Here is a 23,840-nt window from a genome sequence, read left to right as displayed (position 1 = left end):
ATGTCGTGAACAGCGCAATTAAGTACCTGTACATTCTATACTTTTGAATACATTATCATTTCTAATTTTAATTATATTAGCATTCATCACTTTTGCACAGTAATGGATTAATCTACTGATTTTTTGTACTATTTAACATGTTGTGTCAGAAGTTCTCTTTTCCGTACGATTATACACGAGAAAACGGTAATCATACGGGTTTTTATCGTCACGAATCCCCATCTTATTGGAAATCTCCTGCCACTGACTCCAGTCAATATTAGGAAATACCGTATCTCCAGCAAAATCCTGCTCGATCTGAGTCACAATTAACTTATCAGCATAAGGCAGTAGCATCCTGTAAATCTCTGCGCCACCGATAACCATCAGTTCATCGGCCTTCTGCCCCTCGCTGAGAGCCTCCTGCAGTGTGCGTACAACTACTGCACCCTCAGGAACAAAGCTTGTATCCCGCGTCATCACCAGGCTCGTCCTGCCTTTAAGGGGCTTTCCACCGAGGGAGTCCCATGTTTTGCGACCCATTAGCATTCTTTTACCCAATGTCTCCGCTTTAAAGAAGGCAAAATCTCGTGGCAAATGCCAAGGCATATCATTGTCTTTACCAATCACACCATTTGAGCCCATCGCCCAGATCAAGCTTATACTCATCTCATTGCCCACTCTCTCCGAAATTTATCAATACACATTTCACAAGAGATAATCCTGTCTTCCTATATCGCTACTGGCGCTTTGATCGCCGGGTGATAGACGTAATCTGTAAATGCAAAGTCATCGAAGTTGTAGTCAAAAATAGTATCCGGCTTTCTGCTTATAACCAGCTTTGGTAGTTCATAAGGCTCTCTCGTTAATTGAGTTGCCACCTGTTCGAGATGATTGGTATAAATGTGCACATCTCCACCCGACCAGATAAATTCACCAACCTCAAGTCCTGTCTGCTGTGCGACCATATGGGTCAGCAGTGCATAACTAGCAATGTTAAAAGGCAACCCCAGAAAGGAGTCCACGGAACGCATCGTCAGCATACAGGAAAGTTTGCCATCTGCAACATAAAACTGAAATACAAAATGGCAAGGTGGTAGCTTCATCTGGTCAATCTCGCCAACATTCCAGGCACTGACGATGTGACGTCGCGAATCCGGGTTGTTCTTGATGGCTTCGATCACATTCGTGATCTGATCGATATGGCGACCGTCGGCACTCTCCCAAGCCCGCCACTGTGAACCATATACCGGTCCAAGTTCACCATTCTCATCCGCCCACTCATCCCAGATGGAGACACCATTCGCCTTCAAATAAGCGGTATTCGTCTCGCCCTTCAGAAACCACAGCAACTCATGCACAACTGATTTCAGATGAATACGTTTAGTAGTCATTAGTGGAAAACCCTCAGCCAGGTCAAACCGAAGCTGGCGACCAAAGACAGAGTAAGTACCAGTTCCTGTCCGGTCACTTTTTGCACTGCCATGATCCAATATATCCTGAAGTAACTCCAAATATTTACGCAAACGGCAACGCTCCTCTATCCTTTTTTCTTTTATTAGTTTACCATGACCTAGCACACTCTGTAACCTTACCTTCACAGCATAACCGCAAAAAATCAGCAGCATGCATTTGTGCAGCATACTGCTGATTCATAAGGTGGAGAATGTAATCAATTATACTTAGGTTGACCCAACCATACTTCGGTAGCGTATTTTACCGTTATCAGACCGTTATTTTCCAGTAGAGCAAATCGTTCTTGATGCTTATCACGGAAAGCTTCGAACCATTCCTCATCCTCTTCAGGTGATTCCATACCAGAACTGTTCGCTCCCCAATACTCTTCCCATGACTCCTTTATTTCTTGCTCAAAGAGAAACCTCTCAGGTTTAGAATCTCCGAAAAAGTATTGAACCGGTTGTTTGTGCCTTGTTTCACTTAACCGTTTGTGGTATTCATCAAGCCCAGTTATAAGCATATTATCCCGCAAAAAGTTAGAGCTATCATAATAGGAGATTACAGCTAGCATACCCTTCGGCTTTAAAATTCTTTTAAACTCATGAATTGTCTCTTCCGGTTGAAATCTATGATATGCATTCGCTGCCACTATCAAATCAATCGAATGAGCATTAAGGGTGGTATTCTCCGCTGTTCCAGCTATGCACTCAATCCCCACATTTTTCCCCAGCAATTCAATGGCCAGATTACGCATCTCTAGTTCAGGTTCTATTGCAATAATCTTTCTAACCATTCCTACAAAATGCTGTGTCAAAAGTCCAGTGCCTGCCCCAATATCAGCAACGACTCCTTGACTGACATCTGCTGCATCAATGATGTATTTACAGGCATTTGCCGAGTAAGGTAAGCGATATTTGGCATAGCTCAGAGCTTTTTCTCGAGGCATAAAAGTCATTGCTCGACCTCCTCTAAATGGCCAATAGTCGGCTTTCCAGTTCTCTAACCACTTTTAGCCACTCAGCAAATTCATCCGAATCTTCCCATAATTCCTTTAATTCTGAGTCTGTTTTAATTCTTTTAACCGCTATTTTGGCGGCTTCGACTAGGCCCTCACCTTGTCCTGCATACAATTTAATCCATCCATCCAGGCCTTCCACATATATGTTCTTATTCCTAATTTCCACACCTGGTTTCCCCTGTAAGGCTGCGACAATCTCGATTGCACCCAGACCATTTGATGATAAATCCGCTTCTATATAATCTGCTTTAATCACATTATCAAGCGTAACCTCGATAAAATCCAAACCCTTCGTCTCCAGTAATTCCGCTTTCCAATCCAATACATCATCGTTCTCAAAAATCCCATAACCCCATGATCCCATAACAGCACACTCCATTTCATTAATTTATATATTATTGATGTTATGTGGTTTGGCCTAATTCCATCTTCTGTTCTGTACGCCGATATTCCATATTGTAAATATAATCTATGTATTGCAGATTATCTATAAAAGATGCTTAGTCTCCGCCAAAGCCCTTATTCCGCTATTAGTAATTCTATTCCTTTTTCATTCGCATTTATAGATACTCGCCCTCCAATTGGAAAGGTTATCTGTGGTGAGGTATGCCCAAAATCCACATCCGCAATGATAGGAATTCGTAGTAATTCTCTTTTTGATTTTATTATTTTTCTCAATAAATTCTCGGTCATTTGCGATGCTTTTTGAAATCTGCCAATCACAATTCCTTTAACATTTCCAAATTCAGGCAGATGAATAAGCGATTGCAAGTCTCTGTCAAAAGTGGCGGGAAGTGACTCGTAATCATCCTCTAGAAAAAGTATTGAATTCAATAAGCTAGGCATAAACTCAGTTCCTTGCAGCAGATTTAATGTACATAGATTGCCACCAATCAGAATTCCCTGCGCGTGTCCAGCATTAATGATGTATGGCCCCTCATTCTTCGAGAATATACGGTTCTCCTGGTCTAAATGCCAATCATAATCACTCCATTGATCTGAAGCCTTAAGGATAATCTCTTCATTGCTTAGCATTATTTTCTGGAAATATTCAACAGTATACTCATTACCATGGAGCATTGCGAAAGTAGAAAAATGTGGGCCAGAATAGGTGATAAGACCAGTTTTAGCAAAAATGGCATTACTTAATGCTGTAATATCAGAATATCCGCATAGTCTTTTGGGGTTAGATTCTATGATTGAATAATCTATGTACCTCAATAACTGATTACAATTAAAGCCGCCGAGGGTAGTTAATATGCCCTTGACGTTTGGGTCCAAAAAAGCATCGTGCAGATCCTCAATTCGCGATTCGATCGTTGAAGAGGCAAACTCATCAGTTTCCAATGAATTTTTTGAAAATGAGATTCTAAAACCAATGCTCTCAAGTTGCCTTTTAGCCTGTTCTCTTTGCTCGGTCGATATTAAAGCTAAGCTTCTAGATGGCGAAATAATTCGTATTTCATCACCTAACCGTAATTTATCAGCTCGCATCATGTACATCCTTTTTCTCATATTCATTTATTCTTTCATCATCTGATATAGAATGTTTCAATATTTCTAACATATCGCTCCCAGTATATGAATGTAAGTTCCATATATCTCTACAACACAACTTGCTTTACAGTATATCAACCACAATATTAGGAATCAACTCTCAGTAAGTCACCAAAAAAGGCTGCCCCTAGCCATTACTGGCATTGGGACAACCTCCTACAGCTTATAAAAGCATTTATTTCATTACGTGAATTGGATGGCCTTCTACCAGTTCAGCCGCTTCCATGACAATTTCGCCAAGGGTTGGATGGGCATGGATAGTCAAAGCAATATCTTCAAGCGTTGCGCCCATTTCAATCGCCAGACCCAGTTCAGCAATCAGGTTGGAAGCTTCAATACCCACGATTTGTGCGCCGAGAACCAGATTGTTCTCTTCGTTAGCTACAAGTCTGATAAAGCCGTCAGGAGCGTTTAAAGAAACTGCGCGGCCGTTACCAGCGAACGGGAACTTGCCACTCTTCACTTTAAAGCCTTTGTCCTTCGCTTCCTTCTCAGTCAAGCCTACGCTAGAGCATTCAGGATCAGTGAACACGACAGCCGGGATGACTTTGTAGTCAACCACAGATTTGTGTCCGGAGATCGCTTCAGCAGCGATTTTACCTTCGTAAGAAGCTTTATGAGCCAGTGCCAGACCAGGAACAATGTCCCCGATAGCATAGATATGTGGAATGCTAGTACGACCCTGATGGTCAACCTTAATCAATCCGCGTTCGTCAAGTTCCAGACCGATTAGATCTAGACCTAGTTCGCCATCCGTGTTCGGACGACGGCCGACTGTAACGAGCAGGTATTCCGCAGTAACTTCTTTGGCTTCGCCGCCAACGGAGTATTTCACGGTTACTTCCTTGTCATTCTGTACAGCACTTTCAGCTTTGGCATTCGTAACGATTTCGATGCCAGTCTTGGCCATGTTCTTGGCAACAAGACGAGTCATATCCTTATCGAAGCCTGGCAGAACAGTATCCAGACCTTCAATAATCGTTACTTTAGTGCCGAATTTAGAGTACATTTGGCCAAGTTCAGCACCGATGTATCCACCGCCGATAACGATCATGCTCTTCGGAATTTCTGGAAGTTCAAGTGCTTCGGTCGAGGAAAGAATACGGCCACCGAATGGGAAAGGCTTAAGTTCGATCGGACGTGATCCGGTCGCAATGATACAGTTCTTGAAACGGTAACGTGGAGATTCATGTTCATTGAATACACGTGCTTCCGTGTCGCTGATGAACATGCACTCACCGTTAAACACTTCAATTTTGTTGCCTTTTAAGAGACTAGATACACCGCTGGTCATTCTTTTGACAACGCCATTCTTGAACTCTTGAGTTTTGGCGAAATCCACCTTAACGTTCTCAGCCGTAACACCGAAAACTGCACCATGCTGCGCAGATTCGTATTGATGTGCTGCAGAGATCAGCGCTTTGGAAGGAATACAGCCGCGGTTCAAGCACACGCCGCCCACTTCCGATTTATCCACGATTATAACTTTCTGGCCGAGCTGTGCGGCACGAATAGCTGCCACATACCCACCAGGACCTGCACCAATAATCAAAGTATCAATATCGAGTGAAGCATCTCCAACTACCATATGTTACACCTCCATAACTAGCATATCAGGATTAGCAAGCAGCATTTTGATGTAATTCATGAAGTTCTGTGCTGTTGCGCCATCAATAATTCGGTGATCAAAGCTCAGGGACAAGGCCATTACAGGAGCCGCTACGATTTCGCCATTCTTTACAACTGGTTTCTCTGTGATGCGGCCAGTTCCGAGGATAGCCACTTCTGGGAAATTAATGATTGGAGTAAAGAACATGCCGCCGGCAGAGCCGATGTTGCTGATCGAGATCGTGCTGCCTTTCATTTCATGCGATGCAAGCTTACCATCACGTCCACGCAAAGCCAGGTCGCTGATACTGCTGGCGATCATCCAGATGCTCTTACGATCAGCATCCTTGATAACTGGAACGATCAAGCCGTTATCTGTATCGGTAGCGATACCGATGTTGTAATATTTCTTATAAACAATTTCATTGGATTCTTCATCAATCATTGCATTAAGTGCAGGGAATTGACGGGAAGCTGCTACGAGTGCTTTGACAATAAACGGAAGGTAGGTTACCTTAACGCCTTTTTTCTCAGCAACTGGCTTCATACGGGTACGGAAGGCAACCAGTTCAGTTACGTCTACTTCATCCATGATGGTAACATGTGGAGCAGTGTAAGCCGATTTAACCATAGCATTAGCGATCGCTTTGCGAATGCCCTTGAACGGCACACGTTCTTCTTCAAGACTAACATTGCCAGCGGCTGGTGCAGGTGCTGCTGCTTTTGTTTCTGTTTTTGGAGCTGCTTCTTCAGTTGCTGTAACTGCTGCTGCAGGTGCCGAACCACCGCTCAAGAAGGCTTCAACATCTTCGTGAGTGATTTTGCCATTTTTTCCGCTGCCATTCACTTTCGAAATGTCTACACTTTGATCGCGGGCAAATTTACGGACACTTGGTGTTGCCAGAACATCACGGTCAGGAGCTGGTACGGCTGAAACTGCCGCTCCGCCTTCTTTAGCGTCTGCTGGACTAGTTGCTGCAGGGGAAGAAGTTGTATCTGCGCTTCCTTTTGCGGCATCCGCCTCTTGGGAACCGTGGTCTCCAGCCGGAGCTTCCTGTTCAGGAACATCGCCCTCAGCATCAATAATCGCCACAACGTCGCCAACACGGCAAACCTGTCCATCCTTAGTCAATACTTCTAGCACCGTGCCGTTTACCGGAGAAGGTACTTCTACTACTGCTTTATCATTCTGAACTTCCATAACAATATCATCGTCAGTTACTTTATCTCCGGCCTTGATATGCATTTTGATGATTTCGCCTTCATGCAGGCCTTCACCTAGTTCAGGGAACCGGTACTCAAATTTTGCCAACTCGAAAACCTCCCAAAATTTTGTAAGCATTCACTTCATGCTGATAGATTATTTAAAATTCCATAACTTTCTTCACGCCTGCAATAATACGTGCAGGGTTAGGGAGCCAGGTATCTTCAATTTGCGCGAACGGATACACAGTATCAGGACCTGCAATACGAAGGACTGGAGCTTCCAAATGGAGTATGCCTTTTTCATTGATTTGTGCGATAACTTCAGCAGCTACGCCTGCACTCTTCTGTGCTTCCTGTACAACAATGACACGATTGGTTTTCTTCACAGAAGTCATGATCGTATCGATATCGATAGGACTAACCGTGCGCAGATCGATGATCTCAACACTGATGCCTTCTTTTTCAAGCTGCTCGGCCGCTTTAGTGGATGTATGTACCATCAGGCCGTAGGTAACAATGGTGACGTCCGTGCCTTCACGAACAATGTTCGCTTTTCCAAGCTCAATGGTATATTCGCCTTCTGGCACTTCAGCACGGAATGCATGATACAAGTTCAAATGCTCCATGAAGAATACAGGGTCATTGTCACGGATAGCCGCGATCAACAGACCTTTTGCATCATAAGGATTGGATGGAATGACTACTTTGATACCTGGACTTTGAGCGATCAGACCTTCCAGGGAATCAGTGTGCAGCTCAGCTGCCTTAACCCCGCCGCCAAAAGGTGTGCGGAATACGATTGGTGCATTATATTTACCGCCTGAACGCCAGCGCAAGCGCGCAGCCTGAATGACGATCTGATCAAGCGCTTCAAAGATGAAACCAACGAACTGAATCTCAGCAATCGGACGGAAACCTTGTATGCCTAGACCCACTGCTAAACCGCCGATTGCGGATTCAGCCAGCGGAGTATCGAATACACGATCTTCGCCAAACTCCTTCTGCAGCCCTTCCGTTACACGGAATACGCCACCTACATTACCTACATCCTCTCCGAAGATAAGAACGTTAGGGTCACGATTCAGTTCAACGCGCATTGCGTCGCGGATCGCTTCTTTCATATTCATTTGTGCCATTGCCTGTTATCCCCCTTATTCAAAATCGGCTTTTTGCTCTTCCAGATACTGTGGAGTTGTTTCATACATTGTATCAATCAGACCGGAAATGGTCATTTTCGGTGTTTGCTCTGCTTTTTTAATCTGCTCATTCACAGTTGCTTTCGCTTCTTCTCTCACACGTGCTGTATCTTCATCGGTCCAGAGGCCTTTCTTCTCCAAATACTTGGCAAGACGGGCGATTGGGTCTTTCTCATTCCATTGTCCTTCTTCTTCTTTAGAACGATATTTACTGGCATCGTCAGAAAGGGAATGTGGACGGAAACGGTAAGTCACAGCTTCAATCAGTGTTGCGCCTTCGCCATTACGAGCACGTACAGCAGCGTCTTGTACTGCACTGATAACTGCAAAGATATCCATACCATCAACTTTGACGCCGGGAATACCTGCTGCAATAGCTTTGTGAGCGATCGATTTGGAAGCCGTTTGTTTGGCGAACGGAGTCGTAATTGCATAACCATTATTTTGTACAAAGAAGATAACTGGCAGTTTAAAGCGTCCTGCAAAGTTCATACCTTCATAGAAATCGCCTTCGGAAGAACCGCCATCACCTGTATAGGCAATTGCAACGCTCTTCTGTTTCTTCAGCTTGTAGCCCATTGCGATCCCTGTAGCGTGCAAAATCTGCGCACCAATGATAATCTGAGGCATCAGCACATTTACACCTTCAGGAATTTCTCCACCGTGCTGGTGGCCACGAGAATACAAGAAAGCCTGGTATAATGGAAGTCCGTGCCAGACGAGCTGCGGAATGTCGCGGTAACCCGGGCATACGAAATCTTCTTTCTCCAAGGCGAATTCACTACCAACCATCGTCGCTTCCTGACCGGATACCGGTGCATAGAAACCCAGACGGCCTTGACGACCAAGATTAACTGCGCGATCATCCCAAGTACGGGTAAACACCATTCTGAACATAATTTCTTTCAATTGATCGTCAGTAAGTGCAGGCATTTTATCTTTATTGATAATTTCACCTTCCGGGGAAAGCACCGAAAGAGCCTCCACATCCTCTGTATACACTTCATAAGGAACTTTGCTCATTATCTTCACCTCAATAAAAATATTTGAATATCAGCTGCCTCTGTTATAATATTATTATACACCTGTTTTGTCCATTTCGTCAAAGGAATACGTATAAAATTTATGTTTCCATATATTTTGTATGTATAACAGACGAGCGAATGTTGTATAACAGAATACATTTTTCTTGACGAGTAAATGACATATGACACACTTGGCGCTGGAATAAATTTAACGTAATGCTAGAACTATTGCAAAAATCGACAAGAAAGCTGAGGAAACAACTATGAGCGAACCTGTTTTTCTGAAACGTACAATTGTTAAGCAAACCATCTGGAGCGAATACCTCCAGGAGGACCGAAAACTGCGTATTTACCTTCCACCTGGCTATAACGAAGTTCTTAGTTATCCTGTTGTCTATTGCCAGGACGGTGAGGAGTTCTTCAACTTCGGCCGTATTGCTACACTCGCAGGACGCCTGATTCTCGAAGAAAACGTAGAACCCTTTATTATTGTAGGTGTTGAAGTGGATGTTGCAGTTAGAACGCAAGAATATGCTCCTTTTGGCAGCAGGTTCAAGCAGTACCTCTCTTGCTTCGGCGAAGAGATTATTCCCTACATTGAACACAATTATCCAGTGCGCCGCACCCCTGCTGAACGCATCCTTGCCGGAGATTCGCTCGGAGGCAGTGTTTCGCTTCACCTCGCCTTGGCTTATCCGTCCATTTTCAATCGTATCCTAAGCCTTTCCGGTGCGTTTTATCCTGAATCCCGTGAAATGCTAGCTCAGGAAGAGGATCTCTCTTGGCTTAACATCAACATGGTAGTTGGATTACAGGAAACGGATTACAAGACCGATACCGGTATCTACAATTTTGTTGAAATGAACCGCGAAACTAAAGCTTTGCTTGAGTCACGCGGAGCGACTGTTTCCTACCGGGAAAAGGACGGACGCCATCTCTGGGGATTCTGGCAAAATGAGCTTCCGGAATCACTACTCTATTTCTTAAACACTTAAAGACTCATTGATAGAAGGAAAAAGTGAACATCTTAAGAACAGTATGTACGTTATTCCCAGTGATCACGCTTTCAAGTTCTCTCTGATTATTTTCTCCAAAAATACGTCACAGCCAGCATTAATCAAATCGTATACTTGCTCGAAATTTCCTGTGAAATAAGGGTCCGGTACTTCCCGCAGTTCTTCCTCTGGCAGCAGATCCATGAAGAACAACAGCTTGGCCTGCTCTCCGCCGGGGATCTTGCGTACATTATCCGCATTTGATCTGTCCATGCAGACAATATAATCAAACTTTTGAAAGTCGTCACTGATTACCAGACGGGCCGTCATATCTTTATATCCGATTCCTTTTTGATCAAGAATATGCCGAGTCCCCTCATGTGGGACTTTGCCAATATGCCAGTCTCCAGTCCCAGCTGAGTCTACAACAATTTCCTGCGATAGATCGCGTTCACTAATTTTGTGACGCAGAACAGCTTCAGCCATAGGCGAGCGGCAAATATTACCGAGACATACAAAAAGCACTCTTACGATCTCTTTCACCTCCAAGCCGTTTTTCCCTATTAAGATTACAATATTCTACAAAAACTTTCTTACACTAATCATTTTAGCGCTGTCTAAGTCAATTGTACAACTTTTCGATCTGCATTATACTTGGACAGGATGACAAACTATAGATCTAAGTAAAGGAGAGGATTGTTATGCCGTCCAAACGAGTCGTTATTTTTGCAGGCGGAGAACTGTCTCCGGAGTATTTGACCCTATTAGATGAAGAAGATTTTATTATCGGTGCGGATCGGGGAGCCCTGTTCCTGATTACCCACGGATATACACCTGATATTTCAGTTGGTGATTTTGACTCCATCCCGCCGGGTACGTTTGAAAAGATTCAATCTGGAAGCAGAGAGACCATTACTTGCGACGCAGTAAACAAAGATTTAACAGATAGTGAGATGGCGCTTGATCTGGCGTTAAATACCCAACCTGAATCCATATTAATGTTGGGTGTAACAGGAACAAGAATTGACCATACGCTAGCCAGCATTCAAATGATGACACGCGCACTTCAGCGGCAGGTTAGCTGCTCTGTAATGGACTCCCATAACTTTGTAACACTCACTGGCTCACAGGCCCTTGTTGAAGAGCGGGGATATACTTATGTTTCGCTACTGCCTTTAACTCCAGAAGTGACGGGGATTACACTTCAAGGATTTCAATATCCACTAACAGACGCCACCCTGAAACTTGGACAATCGCTCGGGGTAAGCAATAAGCTAGCAGCTCCAATAGGTACAGTTACCATTGAGAGTGGATTGCTGCTTATTATTCAGAGTAAAGACTAAGTACATATTCAATTAGATACATCGTTGTAACCTTTGTTTCAAATTCTAAAAACCGGTAATCCTTTGCTGTTGAAGGATTTATCGGTTTTATTTTGTTGGCGATCATATAAATATTAATTTTTTGTAACTTTTAATGAAATTTTAATATAACGCTTACAACCTAGGCTCAGTCTGCATTTGGAGCCTACTAACCAATATTTAGGGCATAGAGAACCTGCTATACTACGAATCAGGCAAGCTAGCAAGATAGACAGAATCATACTTACAAACCTGGGAGGTATTACAACATGATAAAGCACCAATGGTTTAAACAAGCAATTATAGTAGGAATGTGCACCACGATTGGAATGAGTACTCTGATGGCAACTGGAGCTGGCACAGCACCCGTTGCAGCAGCATCTGTTACTTCTTCAACAGGACAAGCCATCGTTAACCTTGGCAAAAAATATATGGGCGTTCGTTATGAATTTGGGGCATCTACTTCAACAACCCGATCTTTCGACTGCTCTTCGTTCATGAAATATATTTTTAGTAAATATGGCGTTAATTTGCCCCGTTCTTCAGTAGCTCAATCAAAGGTTGGGACGGCTGTCTCGAAAGCTAATCTTCGCGTCGGTGATCTGGTGTTTTTCTCTAGTGGCAGTAGAGCAAACGGCAGAAATGTAACACACGTAGCTGTTTATGCTGGCAACGGAAAAATCCTGCACACATACGGATCTCCAGGTGTAACAATCTCTGATCTCAACTCTGGCAACTGGAAAAGAACCTACCTGAAGGCCCGCCGCGTTCTGTAACAGCTCTTAATCATAGTGTTATGTCTATATTAGAGATTTGGGTTCAGCATGTGGCGCTGCTCACTGGCGCCCTCATTACATACCCTGTCCCGCGTACAGTATGAATCAGCTTATTACGGTAGCCTTTATCCACCTTAAGACGAAGGTGCCTGATATAGACATCCACAACATTAGTATCGGCTTGGAAGTGATATCCCCATACATGCCTCAATATTTCGTTCCGTGGACATACATCACCGAGATTTGCTGCGAGATAATAGAGCAGATCGAATTCTTTGGGAGTCATAATCATCTCTTTCCCCTCCCGGCTTACGAGCCGGCGGCTAGGATCGAGTATCAATCCATCGATTTTGAGTAGATTATTCAGTCCTTGTCTTCGACGGGTGAGCCCTAATACATTAAGAATTCTGCATTTGAATTCACCTAGATGTACAGGTTTTGCCAAATAATCATTAGCTCCCGCTTCAAAAGCCGCCACAGCCCCTTCACCGGAACGATCGTCGGAGATAACTATGACTGGCAGAACTACCCCTTCCTCTCTTATCGCGGATATGATGTCCCATCCTTCCCATCTACCAGCATCATACAGCTCTGTTAGCAGTAAAACAGGCTCTACTCTGGATAACAATGAGCGAAGATCCTCAGGATCTTCGCTCATTGTTGCCTCCAGTCCAAGCTCCTCCAACACCCGTTCAAGAGCAACACGCTCTTCCTCTCGGTGCTCAGACACGTACCATACAATTCGTTCATTCACGGATATCCCCCGCATCCAGATCAGCCTTGCGCGGACAAAGCCGTCGCAGATAGAACTAGGATTCCCCGGATGCAGACAAGACATTCTAAAGGATTACTTAGTTAAGTCGATCTCTTGGAATTTCACAACCTCAGTATCCCAACGTTCCTTCACAAAAGTCTGATGACTAGGATAGTTATTATAAGTCTCATAAGCTTCCTGATTCTCGAATTCCATCGAAAACCCAAAATCATATTCACACTTCGCACTTACTTGACGCAGCACCTCAAAATTCTGCACAACCGGTATAGCGCTCAATATGTCTGCCCCATCCTTCAGGAAAGCTTCGGTCTCTAGTGCACCTACCGAATATTTCAATGTAAATAGAGCCATATGTCTGATCGCTCCGTTGTTCATACTGTTCTCCTCCTCAATTCCAATTATCCAAAATAACGGTGATAAAAGCTGCGTGCAGCCGCAATATCACTGGTTCCATGAATTAATGCCCTACCATCGGCGAAAATTACCATCCGATAGTCGCCTTCTCTAAAGGATACCAGATAGGGATTACTGTCTACCTTACCATTTTCGATCCGGGATAAACGGCTGGCTGTCTCCTCCAGATTGATCTGCTGACGCCGAGCAGGACGGATCTGTACAGTATCCCTCCCGCAAAGCACATCGCTCCGCTCCGTATTGGCCGCAGTAAGGTACGGATAAATAGGCTGGCTACCGCAAGAAGGACAATGCTCCTTCTTCGCAGCGCTTACTCCGATCTCTTGATGTTCATTACGCCATACGTCGAACGTAAGCAGCTTGCCTCTCAACTGTTCCCTGCGTCCACCTAACAGCTTAAGCGCCTCCGCTGTACCGTTTGCCGTAACCAGTTGTACAGCCTGCGGGAGAATGCCTACCGTGTCACAGGTATCTCCACCCAGCGGAACCGTACCAAGCAGACAATTCAGACAGGGAGTCTCACCTGGAAGAATAGTATAAGTGATGCCATAGCTGCCTACACAGGCTCCATAAATCCAGGGGATGTTGTACTTCTGCGCCATGTCATTGATAATCAATCGGGTATCAAAATTATCCGTTCCATCCATAATGAGATCCACTCCCGGCAGCAAGCTTTCAAGCTCCTCTGCACGCACATCCAGAACATGGGACTCTATCGTTATATCTGAGTTTATCTGCTGAAGTCTTGCCTTGGCTGCAGCAGCCTTCGGCATGCGCTGTCTAGCATCTTCCTCCGTATACAGCTGCTGACGCTGCAAGTTGCTCCACTCCACATAGTCGCGGTCAGCAATAATAATTCGCCCAACACCACAACGGGCCAATGTTTCAGCAATTCCTGTGCCCAGCGCACCGGCGCCTACTACAAGCACACTGGAACTCGCAAGTCCAAGTTGACCTTCTGCACCAAACGGTGTAAAACGAACCTGCCGCGAATAGCGGCCATCCCGTCCTTCTGCGGATGCAGGCGCTACCTTTTTACTTTCTTCATTATGGATCATTCTGGAGGCCCCCTATATGTAAAAGCCGGAGAGCAGCAGTATCAACTGCTCCTCTCCGGATTCTGATTAACTTATACAGACTGTTGTGACCACTGCTCAACATCCCAAATTTTGGTGACCCAATCTTCATAAAATTCTGGTTCATGGGAAACTAGAAGAATCGTGCCCTTATATTCCTTCAACGCACGCTTCAACTCTGCCTTGGCCACAATATCAAGGTGATTCGTCGGCTCATCAAACAGAACCCAGTTGCTCTCACGCATCAACAGCTTACATAGACGAACCTTAGCTTGTTCTCCCCCACTTAGCATGCTCAGTGGACGGGTAATATGATCGTTCTTCAGTCCGCAACGCGCCAGATGAGATCGCACTTCATTCTGCGTTAGACTGGAGAATTCATTCCAGACATCATCAATAGGTGTAATATTGGCTGCCTTAACCTCTTGTTCGAAGTAAGAGGCATTCAGTAAATCACCGAGATAAGTCTTACCGCTGTAAACTGGAAGTACACCCAGAATAGATTTCAGCAGTGTCGATTTACCGACACCATTACAGCCCACGATGGCAATCTTCTCACCGCGTTCAATCGTCATATTCAATTTCGGCAGCAAAGGACGGTCATATCCAATCTCGAAATCCACGCCTTCGAAGACCACTTTGGCACTAGCCCGGCTTTCCTTAAACTGGAATGTCGGCTTCGCTGCTTCCTCAGGACGATCGATCCGCTCCATCCGATCCAATTGCTTCTCACGGCTCTTCGCCCGGCTTGAAGTGGATAGACGCGCTTTATTGCGCTGAATGAAATCCTCTTGCTTTTTAATAAATTCCTGCTGCTTCTCATAAGCATCAATGTGCGCGGATTTGTTCATTCCTGCCATTTCCAAGAATTTCTCATAGTTGGCTGAGTAGCGTGTCAGCTTCGTAAACTCCAAATGATAAATGATATCCACAACTTTATTCATGAATTCAGTATCATGGGAGATCAGCATGAACGCGTACGGGTACTGTCTCAAGTAGTTGGTCAGCCAATCGATATGCTCCACATCCAAATAGTTGGTAGGCTCATCGAGCAGCAGTACCGTCGGTTTCTCCAGCAGCAGCTTCGCTAGAAGAACCTTAGTCCGTTGTCCACCACTGAGTGTAGAGACATCGCGATCCAAACCTATAGCTGAGAGGCCCAGTCCGTTGCCCATATCCTCTACTTTTACATCGATCATATAGAAATCGCCGATATCCAGCTGTTCCTGAATATCACCCATTTGCTCCAGCAGCAAATCCAACTCATCAGGCGTAGCATCGCCCATTTTTTCCGTAATTTCAAGCATTTCCTGCTCTAAGTCCAGCAGTGGCAAGAACGCATCCTTCAGCACATCACGTACGGTTTTGCCAGGTGTAAGCAACGTATGCTGATCGAGATATCCAAAACGCACTCTTGGTGTCCATTCTACTTTACCGCTATCCTTCAACAGAGTTCCTGTTAAAATATTCATCAGTGTTGATTTGCCGACCCCATTCGCACCTACTAGTCCTACATGCTCGCCGGCCAGCAAACGGAAAGTTACATCTTTGAACAACGTACGGCCCCCAAAATCATGGGAAACGTCTTCTACTGTAAGTAAACTCATAAATTCTCCGCAAGCTCCTATCTATATTTAAAATCTTCGAGATTATATTATACATACAATTATCTATTTTATCACAAGTGAGCTCAACACAGAACAGGTATTTAGCGGAATAGTCGGCTTTTGTAAGCAATGAAAGCCTTATTATGTTTTTTTCTGAAAAAAACGTCTTCTTTTTCCTCCACTCTGCAATCCCGTGATCTCTGCCAGGAGTTCGCGCAGAACCTCTGCGAGCTTTCCCTTCGGCTGAAATGGATCTCGTTGTAGTGGAAGTGCATAGACCTTGCCCACACCCAAATTGACCTGCAAAAGGGTTACCGCAGCGCGTCCAGAGATTGGTAACGCTACCCGCCAATTGGGGTGGGGAGAAAGTCCGCTACGACGCAACCAGAGCAGTGTCTCTTCCAGCCGCCAATCTGCGCCTGAGGCAACCAATATCGGCACAGCGCTGCTCGTGAATGCCTCCATGGCTCCCTCATACTCCCCTGTACCCAGATCCAGTACTATATATCGATAATCACCCTGCAATAACTCGGCAATATTTCCGTGAGGTGGACGTTTCCAATAATGAACCCCATTCCATGTTATGGCCCTACCACTCTCGCCTTCATCGTTATAACCTGTCTCTTCAGGGATCTCAAGCATACTGCAGATACGGTCATAGACAGATGAAACTGGGCTTAGATCCACCCATACTGTAGAACCCAACTGTGAAAGGTAACGGGCAATGGCAAACGAAGTATGTGTTGTTCCAAGACCATTAGCTACTCCAAGCAGGGCAATAACTGCTGGTTTACACCCTTTTGCTACTATAACTGAATCTGAGAAATTGGACCTTCCAGCTTCACCAGTACTTATGTTAGGCTTCGCTATGTGTTTCGTCTTAACTTTATCTTGAGCTTTGTCTTTACCTCTGGCAGCAAATTCAGCTGCAATAGGCGCAAGCACACGCTGAACAGTATCTGCATCCTGATAACGCTCATCTGGATGATGACGCAGCAGCCGTCTTAGCACAGGTATCAGTCTATCTGGAATATGCCCGTGCAGCCTGCCTTCCATTCCCGATTCCCATCTGCTGCATTGGCCCCCGGTAGCCATGTAGAGCAGTAAGGCTCCGAGCGCATATAAATCAGAAGCTGGCTGACTTTGTCCACTGCCATACTGCTCAGGAGCCGCGAAACCCACAGTTCCAAGCTTGACTGTATCCTCATTTGCTCCCTTCCGATAACTGCGGGCAATCCCAAAATCGATCAATACCAGCTCATCCTCATGGGTCAGCATAACGTTGGCAGGCTTCAAATCACGGTAGACAATCGGCGGACGCTGCCCATGCAGATATTGCAGCACTTCTAGCAATTGCCTAGCTAAAGATACAATTAGTACAGCTGGCAGAGGTCCTGAATTAACCGCCATAAATTGGCTTAAGGTTACACCCTCAATGTAATCCATTATAAGATAGGCATAACCGTCCTCATCCGGACGATAGAAATCAATGATTCGCGGCAGGCGGTGATGGTTCAATGAGATGAGCAGCTCTGCCTCTGCGATCACATCTCTATACAATTCTCCCGAAATCATGTTTTCTTTAACTGCCCAGCGCTGACCTGGCAGCCGCAAATCTTCAGTCAAATATACATAGCTCATCCCACCAGTTCCGAGCAATTCTGTAATTCTATAGCGATCGCCGATAATCTGTCCTTTAGCCAGCTTTGATATGAATTGCATATTGTTCTCTCCTTTTCAGCCGAAAAAAAGGGAAAGCCCCCGCAATTAACATTCCAACCAGCAAAAAGCCGGCAAGTGTTAATAACGGGATGCTTTCCCTTAAAGTATTCTGTAGTTAGATACTCAGTACTTAATCATATAAAGCGTGATTTCATCACGGTTATGAACTAATTGCTTAGCTCGCTGAATCTGCATCCGCTCTTCTTCGAACATAGTCACAATTTCTTTAATCATGGCCAGTGGCTTCTTGTGCATCAGCTTAACGGTTACGATTGCCGTTCCACCAGGAGCAAGGCTGTATAACAGGCCTGTTACCAACTTCGCCATCAGCTTAGGACTCCAGCTCATATCACAGACAAGCAGATCAAATTCATTATTCTTGAATTTGACTTCTCCGGCATTTTTGCGAAGTACTTTAAGTCCTGGAGCATTCCGAAGTGACTCGTGCATCAGTGCCGGGTCTACCGCTGTTACTTTCATTCCACGCTCCAGCAGAAAGGAAGTCCAACCCCCTGGAGACGCGCCAATATCGACCGCATTTCGGAAACTGGAAAACGGAATATCAAATTCTTTTTCCGCCTCCATAAGCTTAAACTTGGCACGCGAGATTTGTCCATCATCTTTACGGAAGCGAATAGCCCCACCGTTCCAGCTGGATAAGTTATCCTCAGGAAGTGATACGCCGGCATACAAAGCCCCACCGTCTGCATAGACAGAAATGACCCAGTCAGGGTCCTGCACTGTAAATTCAGCATTTAAAGATAGCAGCTGTTCTTGCAACCACTCGCGCAGTTCGCCTGCACTCTCCTGCCAAAAATAATCTCCGCTCTTACGAAGATGCAGGGCGACCTTCTTGCCTTCAAGCTCACTTTGCTGACTCAAATACTCAGCCAAGCGCTGCAGCGCTGGCATGTCCCCTTCATCCTGAAATTGTATCGGCTGAATATGCCGCAGAAAGATCGGCAGATTCTGTAGCAACGCCCGTGAAACCTCTTCAGGCTCCACCTGCAGCGTTGCAATAAACACTTCACCTGGCAGCAGTTGCGTGCTCTTCACAGCCCCAAACAGACGGAAGAGTTCCTCCTGTGCATACGGAGCAAAGCCGTGATTAGCCGTACATATATACCGTGAATATACTATTTCTTCCGGAGCAGGAGTCTGCTCTGCGGTTTCTTGTCTAATTTCGTTCAAGTCATTTGCCTCCAGGTCTTATTTTAATCCAGGGACGACCACTATCCCATTCTACATCAACAGGAATATCATAGGTAGCCAAGATCATTTCTTTGGTCAATATCTCTGCTTTGGGTCCTGCCCCGGCCAGCTTACCGCCGCGGATTAGTGCCACATGCGTGAACAATGGCACAATTTCCTCAACGTGATGAGTTACATAAACGACGGAAACATTACGCTGTCTCAGCTTGTCTACTTCGGCCAGCATCTTTTCCCGTTCGAACAGATCCAGACCCGCACAAGGCTCATCCATAATCAGCAGTTTAGGATTGGCGATCAGACAACGGGCCAGCATCGCTTTTTTGCGTTCACCCTGAGACAGTGTTCCAAAGGGATGGAACGCCATGGAACCCAGATTCATATCTTCAAGAAGGTTTATTGCCTGTTTCTTTACTTTAGCCGGAATGTCCTGATAGAAGCGCAGATAAGCATAAGCGCCGGTTGCCACAACCTCCCACACGGGATCTGTCAGCGACATTTTTTCCATCAGGGATGGACCGATATAACCAATCTCTTTGCGCACCTCGCGCAAATCACATTGTCCATATTTATACCCCAGTACTTCAACAGAACCGCTGCTCGGAAATAGGTAACCGGTCATCATCTCTAACAGCGTTGTTTTGCCAGAACCATTACGGCCCAGTATAGCCCAGTTTTCTCCATCCTTCATCTCGAGCGAGACATCATCTAGAATTAAACTTTCTTCCCTGCGTAGGGTAAGATGTTGTAAAGATATCATTATGAGGTCACACTCCTTATGTAATCCAGCATCCGTTCTACAGAGCCCATAGAATAATAAATGGCCGGTTCAGCAATACGATCCGCAGCAGCCACTAACAGTGCGGGCACACTCGAAATACGGTACTGGTTCACAATACCCTGCATCCTATTCACATCTCCGGTTGCAATCACAAGCTCAGAAGGCAGCATATGTTCTGCCACCTCCAGCATTCGACGAGCAACCTTACAGGTGCCACAAAGCGGTGTATAAAAGAACACGACTAGAGGTTCACCAGTGCTCTGCAGCACATCAAGCAGTTCCTGTTCATTCATTTCTTTCATAACGTATCGTCTCCCACCAAGTAAGAACGGTTGCAATATCTTCCCGATGGCTGCCATCCGGTCCCTTTTCCGTTTCCATGACAACTGCCGCTCCTGACAACAGCTCCGAGGTCAGCAGGTCACTCAACACTCTATCTCCGATGTGACCGTGCCCTATTCTGGCATGCCTGTCTCGGCGTGAAGCATACGGAAATTTGGAGTCATTAAGATGAATAGCAACGAGATGAGGCCAGTAGTCCAGTGCTTGTCCCCGCAACAGCAACTCCTCTGTCTGTTCAGGATTCCAAATGCCTGCAGCGAATGCGTGACAGGTATCCAAACAAAAACCAATCTTATCTGGAAACAGACTCAATTCACGTACCTTGACCAATTCCTCGAGCGTCATACCTGCACTACCATGATTGCCAGCCTGATTCTCGATCAGAAGCTTGGCCTGTCCTTCCCAAGTCTGCAGCGTTTCATTCATACATTGTATAATATTTTGATAACCTTGTAACGGTTCCATACCGGCAAATTGTCCAAAGTGAACCACAATGCCTAGCGAACCGCAAGCCTCAGCTATTTCCAGATCGTTACGCAGCGATGCCACTATAACCTTCCTAGGGGTGGCATCATCGACTCCCGCCGCCATATTGGTTGGATAAGGGGTATGCGCGATAGACACTATACCTTTCTCCCGACAATAGGAGGCACAGTCTAGCGTCCCCCGTACATCTACAGGTTTAAGCTTCAGGCTACGCGGGTTCTTCGGAAAATATTGGAAACATGCCGCACCGCTCTCCCAGGCAAAACGGGCAGCTCTCCCGTATCCGCCACGAGTACTGACATGAGCCCCAATTTTGGGACTATTGATCATGCTGACAGTCAGGACAATAAAAAACCTTGCGTCCGGTCAGCTCAATTTTGACAATGGTTCCCCCACCGCGTAGACACGGTTCTCCCTCACGGTCATAAACTTTACACTGATCATTATATGAACCCGTAACGGTGTCGCCAGTCATAAACGGCATTTCCATATAGCCGCCAATTTCAGTCGCTTCAGTCAATACCTTACGGATACCCTCATATAGTCTTGCTATGGATTCTGGCGTCAAATTCTGCACAAGCGTCGAAGGCAGCAAACGCGCTTCATAGGCAATTTCATCGGCGTAACAATTTCCGATCCCGGCGATCACATGCTGGTTAACAAGCAGGCTTTTGAGCGCTCCACGACGCCCCTTAAGCAGTCCAGTAAACCGTTCCAGGTTCATCCGGTGATCCAGCAATTCAGGTCCCAGTTTGCCCATTGCAGCCTCAGCTTCCTTCACGGATAACAAATGCAGATATCCCAGTCGAAGACCCATAAAATACAGAATTCGCTCTCCAAAAGCAAGTTCGACTTGTGCCGTTTGGCCTGGCCGTTCCTCTTCGGTTCCGTAGAACAGTATTCCACCCAGCATTAAATGCAACAGCAATCTACGACCGTCATGTAAGTGGAACAAAATATGCTTGGCGCGCCGCTCAATAAAAACAATACGTACGCCGATCAAGGCTTTGGCAAAAGCCTCAGTCTCCATATTAATTGATTTCTCTCTATTTACGGTTACACCCGTAATAGGTACATTTATAAGATGCTGACTCAGCAGCCTTCTGTAATTCTCCATTTCCGGAAGTTCCGGCATATTTAATCGTCCCTTCTAAGTTGATCCATATTTAAGCCTCTGCCATTATACACCGAGCAGCGTCATTAGTTCAGTTAAATCATTACAAATTTCATCAGGAGTAACTCCAGTAACACTTTTATAGTAATCAAGATTGTACATAGTGGTCAATCCAGTAAGCACCAGTATGGTCCGACAGCCAGCACCTGCTCCTGCCGCAATGTCTGTACGCATGTTATCGCCAACCATAACAGCCTGGCTGGAATCTATTCCGAGTATAGATGCTGCAAAGGTGATTAGATGAGACTCAGGCTTACCAATGACGATGGGAGCCACACCACTAGCTGCTTCAATCGCTGCGCCAATGGTCCCCGCACCCGGCATAATTCCATCATCGGAGGGTAGCATCAGATCCGGATTCGTGAGAACAAACTTCGCTCCGCCAAGAATCCAGCGTGAAGCTTGTGCCAGTGCATCGTATGTAAAAGAGCGGTCTATACCCTGTACCACATACTGTGGAGACTGTGTTACTAGGGTAAGGCCTGCGTCAGCACAGGCTTCATGCAGCCCCGCTTCTCCAAGTATCGCTACCGCCGCCCCTGGTGATTCCTCCGCAATATAACGTGCAGCAGCGAGCGATGAGGTGCAAACCTCTTCTCCTCTGGCTTCGATCCCCATATCACGCAGATGCTCAGCTACACTCTCTGCTGTCCGTGAGGAGTTGTTTGTGACAAACAAAAAAGGAATACCCGCCTTACGCAGAGCTGCGATCAGCAAATCAGCACCTGGAATCATTTGATGCCCGTGGTATAATGTTCCATCCAGATCAATCAATAATCCTTTGATTGTGTCTATAGCAATTCACCTCAAAATTTCATCTTAATTTATTTAATGTCATGAATCAATAATACTGTGAACAATATTTTCGTTTCTACTTCTGTTGAAGCTACATAGGATGTTGTACCCGTAAATATACTGCAATTCGGCAATTTATCCATTTGTTTGGAGTAATCCCATAAGCTAATTCTTTAAATTTAACATACTTCGACGAACTTCATCGAATTACTGTCAATAACGGTTTTTTTGAGGATTAAACTGTCATTTCCTGCGCTTTCCCGGAAAATAATTAATTTCTCAGCACTCTCCGGTACACGGGAAAGGCACAAAATTCCTCAGCAAGCAGCGTCTCAGGAAAGATTATTTGCGCTTCCTCAAGCAGTGGAATGAGTGCCTCCGGGTTGCTATAACGGGAACTGAAATGGGTCAGCAACAGCTGATGAGCCCCCGCTTCTTTAGCAAGTTCAGCAGCCTGACGAGCAGTGCTGTGATGATATTGATACGCCATATCTACCAGATCATGAGCAAAGGTTGCTTCGTGAACGATAAGATCTGCATTTATTGATAACGGAAGTGTACCCTTACACGGTCTTGTATCGCCAAGTATAGTAACAATACGTCCCCGCTTGGGCTCGCTTACTACATCAGCAGCGTAAATAATAATACCTTCATCTGTAGTGACATTCTCGCCCTTCTTCAGTTTGCCGTATAGAGGCCCTGGCTTCAAGCCATAACTCTGCAATAGCTCGGTATTGAGGCTGCCCGGACTATCCTTTTCCGTTATCCGATAGCCATAGCTGTCAATTCGGTGCTCCAGCAATCCGGCTTCCACCTTAAAGCTGTCATCTTCGAACACCAAACCTCCAGTATGCTCTACAATCTCTAGTTTGTATGGTATACGGGACTGGCTGACCGACAAGGAGATATCCAAATAATCCTTTAATCCCGGAGGTCCATAAACAGTCAGCGGAGCAATACCACCTTGATAACCACGGCTGGATAATAATCCAGGCAGTCCGAACAAGTGGTCACCATGTAGATGGGTGACAAACAGCTTTTCCAACTTGCCCAGCCGTAGCGGCGAACGCAGAATCTGATGTTGTGTAGCTTCCCCGCAGTCGAACATCCAGAAACTGCGCCGTTCTTCAAGCAGCCGCAAGGCCACAGACGTCACATTGCGCTGCAGAGTGGGTACCCCAGCATTGGTGCCCAAAAAGTATAATTCCATAACCCGCCTCCTTTCTTGTCTTCTTTTGGATTGCTGTGCTTCTAGACTAGAAGCAAGAAGAAACGGCTTC

General features: G+C 45.5%; 25 protein-coding genes. 3 read left to right on the top strand and 22 right to left on the bottom strand.

Annotated elements, in window-relative coordinates; translation table 11 throughout:
- Positions 1-132: 132 nt before the first annotated feature.
- The 9 genes from H1230_RS15460 to pdhA form a co-directional block, all read right to left on the bottom strand.
- Complete coding sequence (locus H1230_RS15460; RefSeq protein ID WP_239716779.1) at positions 133-648, bottom strand: dihydrofolate reductase; 516 nt, start codon at positions 646-648, stop codon at positions 133-135.
- Between the two features lie 62 nt (positions 649-710).
- Positions 711-1,505 (bottom strand): thymidylate synthase, encoded by a 795-nt coding sequence (gene thyA / locus H1230_RS15455; RefSeq protein WP_239716777.1) that lies wholly within the window; start codon positions 1,503-1,505, stop codon positions 711-713.
- A gap of 146 nt (positions 1,506-1,651) precedes the next feature.
- Entirely contained in the window at positions 1,652-2,392 is a 741-nt protein-coding gene (locus tag H1230_RS15450; RefSeq protein WP_239716775.1) for a class I SAM-dependent methyltransferase, read from the bottom strand.
- A 13-nt stretch (positions 2,393-2,405) separates the two neighbouring features.
- Positions 2,406-2,819 carry a DUF4259 domain-containing protein gene (locus tag H1230_RS15445; RefSeq protein WP_239716773.1) on the bottom strand — a complete coding sequence of 138 codons (414 nt, stop codon included), beginning with the start codon at positions 2,817-2,819 and terminating at the stop codon, positions 2,406-2,408.
- A gap of 155 nt (positions 2,820-2,974) precedes the next feature.
- Complete coding sequence (locus tag H1230_RS15440) at positions 2,975-3,949, bottom strand: S66 family peptidase (RefSeq protein ID WP_239717358.1); 975 nt, start codon at positions 3,947-3,949, stop codon at positions 2,975-2,977.
- 238 nt (positions 3,950-4,187) lie between these two features.
- A complete protein-coding gene (lpdA, locus tag H1230_RS15435) occupies positions 4,188-5,600 on the bottom strand; it encodes a dihydrolipoyl dehydrogenase (protein ID WP_239716771.1) in 1,413 nt (470 codons plus the stop codon).
- A gap of 3 nt (positions 5,601-5,603) precedes the next feature.
- On the bottom strand, positions 5,604-6,932 hold the full coding sequence (locus H1230_RS15430; RefSeq protein WP_275591229.1) for a dihydrolipoamide acetyltransferase family protein: 1,329 nt from the start codon (positions 6,930-6,932) through the stop codon (positions 5,604-5,606).
- Positions 6,933-6,984: 52 nt separating this feature from the next.
- Positions 6,985-7,962 carry an alpha-ketoacid dehydrogenase subunit beta gene (locus H1230_RS15425; protein WP_154119747.1) on the bottom strand — a complete coding sequence of 326 codons (978 nt, stop codon included), beginning with the start codon at positions 7,960-7,962 and terminating at the stop codon, positions 6,985-6,987.
- A gap of 15 nt (positions 7,963-7,977) precedes the next feature.
- On the bottom strand, positions 7,978-9,045 hold the full coding sequence (gene pdhA / locus H1230_RS15420) for a pyruvate dehydrogenase (acetyl-transferring) E1 component subunit alpha (RefSeq protein WP_239716767.1): 1,068 nt from the start codon (positions 9,043-9,045) through the stop codon (positions 7,978-7,980).
- Between the two features lie 265 nt (positions 9,046-9,310).
- On the opposite strand from pdhA, the gene H1230_RS15415 reads away from it, so the two are divergent.
- On the top strand, positions 9,311-10,042 hold the full coding sequence (locus tag H1230_RS15415; protein ID WP_239716765.1) for an alpha/beta hydrolase: 732 nt from the start codon (positions 9,311-9,313) through the stop codon (positions 10,040-10,042).
- Between the two features lie 63 nt (positions 10,043-10,105).
- Here H1230_RS15415 and H1230_RS15410 read toward each other — a convergent pair whose 3' ends face one another.
- On the bottom strand, positions 10,106-10,576 hold the full coding sequence (locus H1230_RS15410) for a low molecular weight protein-tyrosine-phosphatase (RefSeq protein WP_239717356.1): 471 nt from the start codon (positions 10,574-10,576) through the stop codon (positions 10,106-10,108).
- A gap of 167 nt (positions 10,577-10,743) precedes the next feature.
- Between H1230_RS15410 and H1230_RS15405 the strand changes: the two genes are divergently transcribed.
- A complete protein-coding gene (locus H1230_RS15405) occupies positions 10,744-11,385 on the top strand; it encodes a thiamine diphosphokinase (protein ID WP_239716763.1) in 642 nt (213 codons plus the stop codon).
- Positions 11,386-11,672: 287 nt separating this feature from the next.
- Positions 11,673-12,179 carry a C40 family peptidase gene (locus tag H1230_RS15400; RefSeq protein WP_239716762.1) on the top strand — a complete coding sequence of 169 codons (507 nt, stop codon included), beginning with the start codon at positions 11,673-11,675 and terminating at the stop codon, positions 12,177-12,179.
- A 43-nt stretch (positions 12,180-12,222) separates the two neighbouring features.
- On the opposite strand, the gene H1230_RS15395 is transcribed toward H1230_RS15400, so the two are convergent.
- The 12 genes from H1230_RS15395 to rnz all read right to left on the bottom strand — a co-directional run bounded on the left by H1230_RS15395 (position 12,223) and on the right by rnz (position 23,770).
- Positions 12,223-12,933: a response regulator transcription factor gene (locus tag H1230_RS15395; RefSeq protein ID WP_239716760.1), complete on the bottom strand. Its 711-nt coding sequence runs from the start codon at positions 12,931-12,933 to the stop codon at positions 12,223-12,225.
- 93 nt (positions 12,934-13,026) lie between these two features.
- On the bottom strand, positions 13,027-13,329 hold the full coding sequence (locus H1230_RS15390; RefSeq protein ID WP_239716758.1) for a Dabb family protein: 303 nt from the start codon (positions 13,327-13,329) through the stop codon (positions 13,027-13,029).
- A gap of 23 nt (positions 13,330-13,352) precedes the next feature.
- On the bottom strand, positions 13,353-14,426 hold the full coding sequence (locus H1230_RS15385) for a ThiF family adenylyltransferase (RefSeq protein ID WP_239716756.1): 1,074 nt from the start codon (positions 14,424-14,426) through the stop codon (positions 13,353-13,355).
- Positions 14,427-14,497: 71 nt separating this feature from the next.
- A complete protein-coding gene (locus H1230_RS15380) occupies positions 14,498-16,051 on the bottom strand; it encodes an ABC-F family ATP-binding cassette domain-containing protein (protein ID WP_239716754.1) in 1,554 nt (517 codons plus the stop codon).
- 141 nt (positions 16,052-16,192) lie between these two features.
- Positions 16,193-17,773 carry a serine/threonine-protein kinase gene (locus H1230_RS15375; RefSeq protein WP_239716752.1) on the bottom strand — a complete coding sequence of 527 codons (1,581 nt, stop codon included), beginning with the start codon at positions 17,771-17,773 and terminating at the stop codon, positions 16,193-16,195.
- 123 nt (positions 17,774-17,896) lie between these two features.
- Positions 17,897-18,964 (bottom strand): SAM-dependent methyltransferase, encoded by a 1,068-nt coding sequence (locus H1230_RS15370; protein WP_239716750.1) that lies wholly within the window; start codon positions 18,962-18,964, stop codon positions 17,897-17,899.
- Position 18,965: 1 nt separating this feature from the next.
- A complete protein-coding gene (locus tag H1230_RS15365; RefSeq protein ID WP_239716748.1) occupies positions 18,966-19,742 on the bottom strand; it encodes an ABC transporter ATP-binding protein in 777 nt (258 codons plus the stop codon).
- Positions 19,742-20,065, bottom strand: coding sequence for a thioredoxin family protein (locus H1230_RS15360; RefSeq protein WP_239716745.1), 324 nt, complete (start codon positions 20,063-20,065; stop codon positions 19,742-19,744). The genes H1230_RS15365 and H1230_RS15360 overlap by 1 nt, the downstream gene beginning before the upstream one ends.
- Complete coding sequence (locus tag H1230_RS15355) at positions 20,049-20,921, bottom strand: deoxyribonuclease IV (protein ID WP_239716743.1); 873 nt, start codon at positions 20,919-20,921, stop codon at positions 20,049-20,051. The genes H1230_RS15360 and H1230_RS15355 overlap by 17 nt, the downstream gene beginning before the upstream one ends.
- The gene (locus H1230_RS15350) at positions 20,911-21,726 is read right to left on the bottom strand and encodes an Fpg/Nei family DNA glycosylase (RefSeq protein WP_239716741.1); all 816 of its coding nucleotides are present in this window, start codon (positions 21,724-21,726) and stop codon (positions 20,911-20,913) included. Before H1230_RS15350 ends, H1230_RS15355 begins: the two co-directional genes overlap by 11 nt.
- A 45-nt stretch (positions 21,727-21,771) precedes the next feature.
- Complete coding sequence (locus tag H1230_RS15345; protein ID WP_239717354.1) at positions 21,772-22,560, bottom strand: HAD-IIA family hydrolase; 789 nt, start codon at positions 22,558-22,560, stop codon at positions 21,772-21,774.
- Positions 22,561-22,831: 271 nt separating this feature from the next.
- A complete protein-coding gene (gene rnz / locus H1230_RS15340) occupies positions 22,832-23,770 on the bottom strand; it encodes a ribonuclease Z (RefSeq protein WP_239716739.1) in 939 nt (312 codons plus the stop codon).
- Positions 23,771-23,840: the final 70 nt, after the last annotated feature.

The sequence above is a fragment of the Paenibacillus sp. 19GGS1-52 genome (genome assembly GCF_022369515.1).
Taxonomy (GTDB): Bacteria; Bacillota; Bacilli; order Paenibacillales; family Paenibacillaceae; genus Paenibacillus_AQ.
Note: the sequence above shows the minus strand (reverse complement) of the source record. Positions and strands in the feature narration are given on the sequence as shown.

What these genes read in the sequence shown, in the direction of transcription:
- H1230_RS15460 (WP_239716779.1), bottom strand. Translation starts at nt 648, where the DNA reads ATGAGTATAAGCTTGATCTGGGCGATGGGCTCAAATGGTGTGATTGGT.
- H1230_RS15450 (WP_239716775.1), bottom strand. Translation starts at nt 2,392, where the DNA reads ATGACTTTTATGCCTCGAGAAAAAGCTCTGAGCTATGCCAAATATCGC.
- H1230_RS15445 (WP_239716773.1), bottom strand. Translation starts at nt 2,819, where the DNA reads ATGGGATCATGGGGTTATGGGATTTTTGAGAACGATGATGTATTGGAT.
- H1230_RS15440 (WP_239717358.1), bottom strand. Translation starts at nt 3,949, where the DNA reads ATGCGAGCTGATAAATTACGGTTAGGTGATGAAATACGAATTATTTCG.
- lpdA (WP_239716771.1), bottom strand. Translation starts at nt 5,600, where the DNA reads ATGGTAGTTGGAGATGCTTCACTCGATATTGATACTTTGATTATTGGT.
- H1230_RS15425 (WP_154119747.1), bottom strand. Translation starts at nt 7,962, where the DNA reads ATGGCACAAATGAATATGAAAGAAGCGATCCGCGACGCAATGCGCGTT.
- pdhA (WP_239716767.1), bottom strand. Translation starts at nt 9,045, where the DNA reads ATGAGCAAAGTTCCTTATGAAGTGTATACAGAGGATGTGGAGGCTCTT.
- H1230_RS15415 (WP_239716765.1), top strand. Translation starts at nt 9,311, where the DNA reads ATGAGCGAACCTGTTTTTCTGAAACGTACAATTGTTAAGCAAACCATC.
- H1230_RS15405 (WP_239716763.1), top strand. Translation starts at nt 10,744, where the DNA reads ATGCCGTCCAAACGAGTCGTTATTTTTGCAGGCGGAGAACTGTCTCCG.
- H1230_RS15400 (WP_239716762.1), top strand. Translation starts at nt 11,673, where the DNA reads ATGATAAAGCACCAATGGTTTAAACAAGCAATTATAGTAGGAATGTGC.
- H1230_RS15390 (WP_239716758.1), bottom strand. Translation starts at nt 13,329, where the DNA reads ATGAACAACGGAGCGATCAGACATATGGCTCTATTTACATTGAAATAT.
- H1230_RS15385 (WP_239716756.1), bottom strand. Translation starts at nt 14,426, where the DNA reads ATGATCCATAATGAAGAAAGTAAAAAGGTAGCGCCTGCATCCGCAGAA.
- H1230_RS15380 (WP_239716754.1), bottom strand. Translation starts at nt 16,051, where the DNA reads ATGAGTTTACTTACAGTAGAAGACGTTTCCCATGATTTTGGGGGCCGT.
- H1230_RS15375 (WP_239716752.1), bottom strand. Translation starts at nt 17,773, where the DNA reads ATGCAATTCATATCAAAGCTGGCTAAAGGACAGATTATCGGCGATCGC.
- H1230_RS15365 (WP_239716748.1), bottom strand. Translation starts at nt 19,742, where the DNA reads ATGATATCTTTACAACATCTTACCCTACGCAGGGAAGAAAGTTTAATT.
- H1230_RS15360 (WP_239716745.1), bottom strand. Translation starts at nt 20,065, where the DNA reads ATGAAAGAAATGAATGAACAGGAACTGCTTGATGTGCTGCAGAGCACT.
- H1230_RS15355 (WP_239716743.1), bottom strand. Translation starts at nt 20,921, where the DNA reads ATGATCAATAGTCCCAAAATTGGGGCTCATGTCAGTACTCGTGGCGGA.
- H1230_RS15350 (WP_239716741.1), bottom strand. Translation starts at nt 21,726, where the DNA reads ATGCCGGAACTTCCGGAAATGGAGAATTACAGAAGGCTGCTGAGTCAG.
- rnz (WP_239716739.1), bottom strand. Translation starts at nt 23,770, where the DNA reads ATGGAATTATACTTTTTGGGCACCAATGCTGGGGTACCCACTCTGCAG.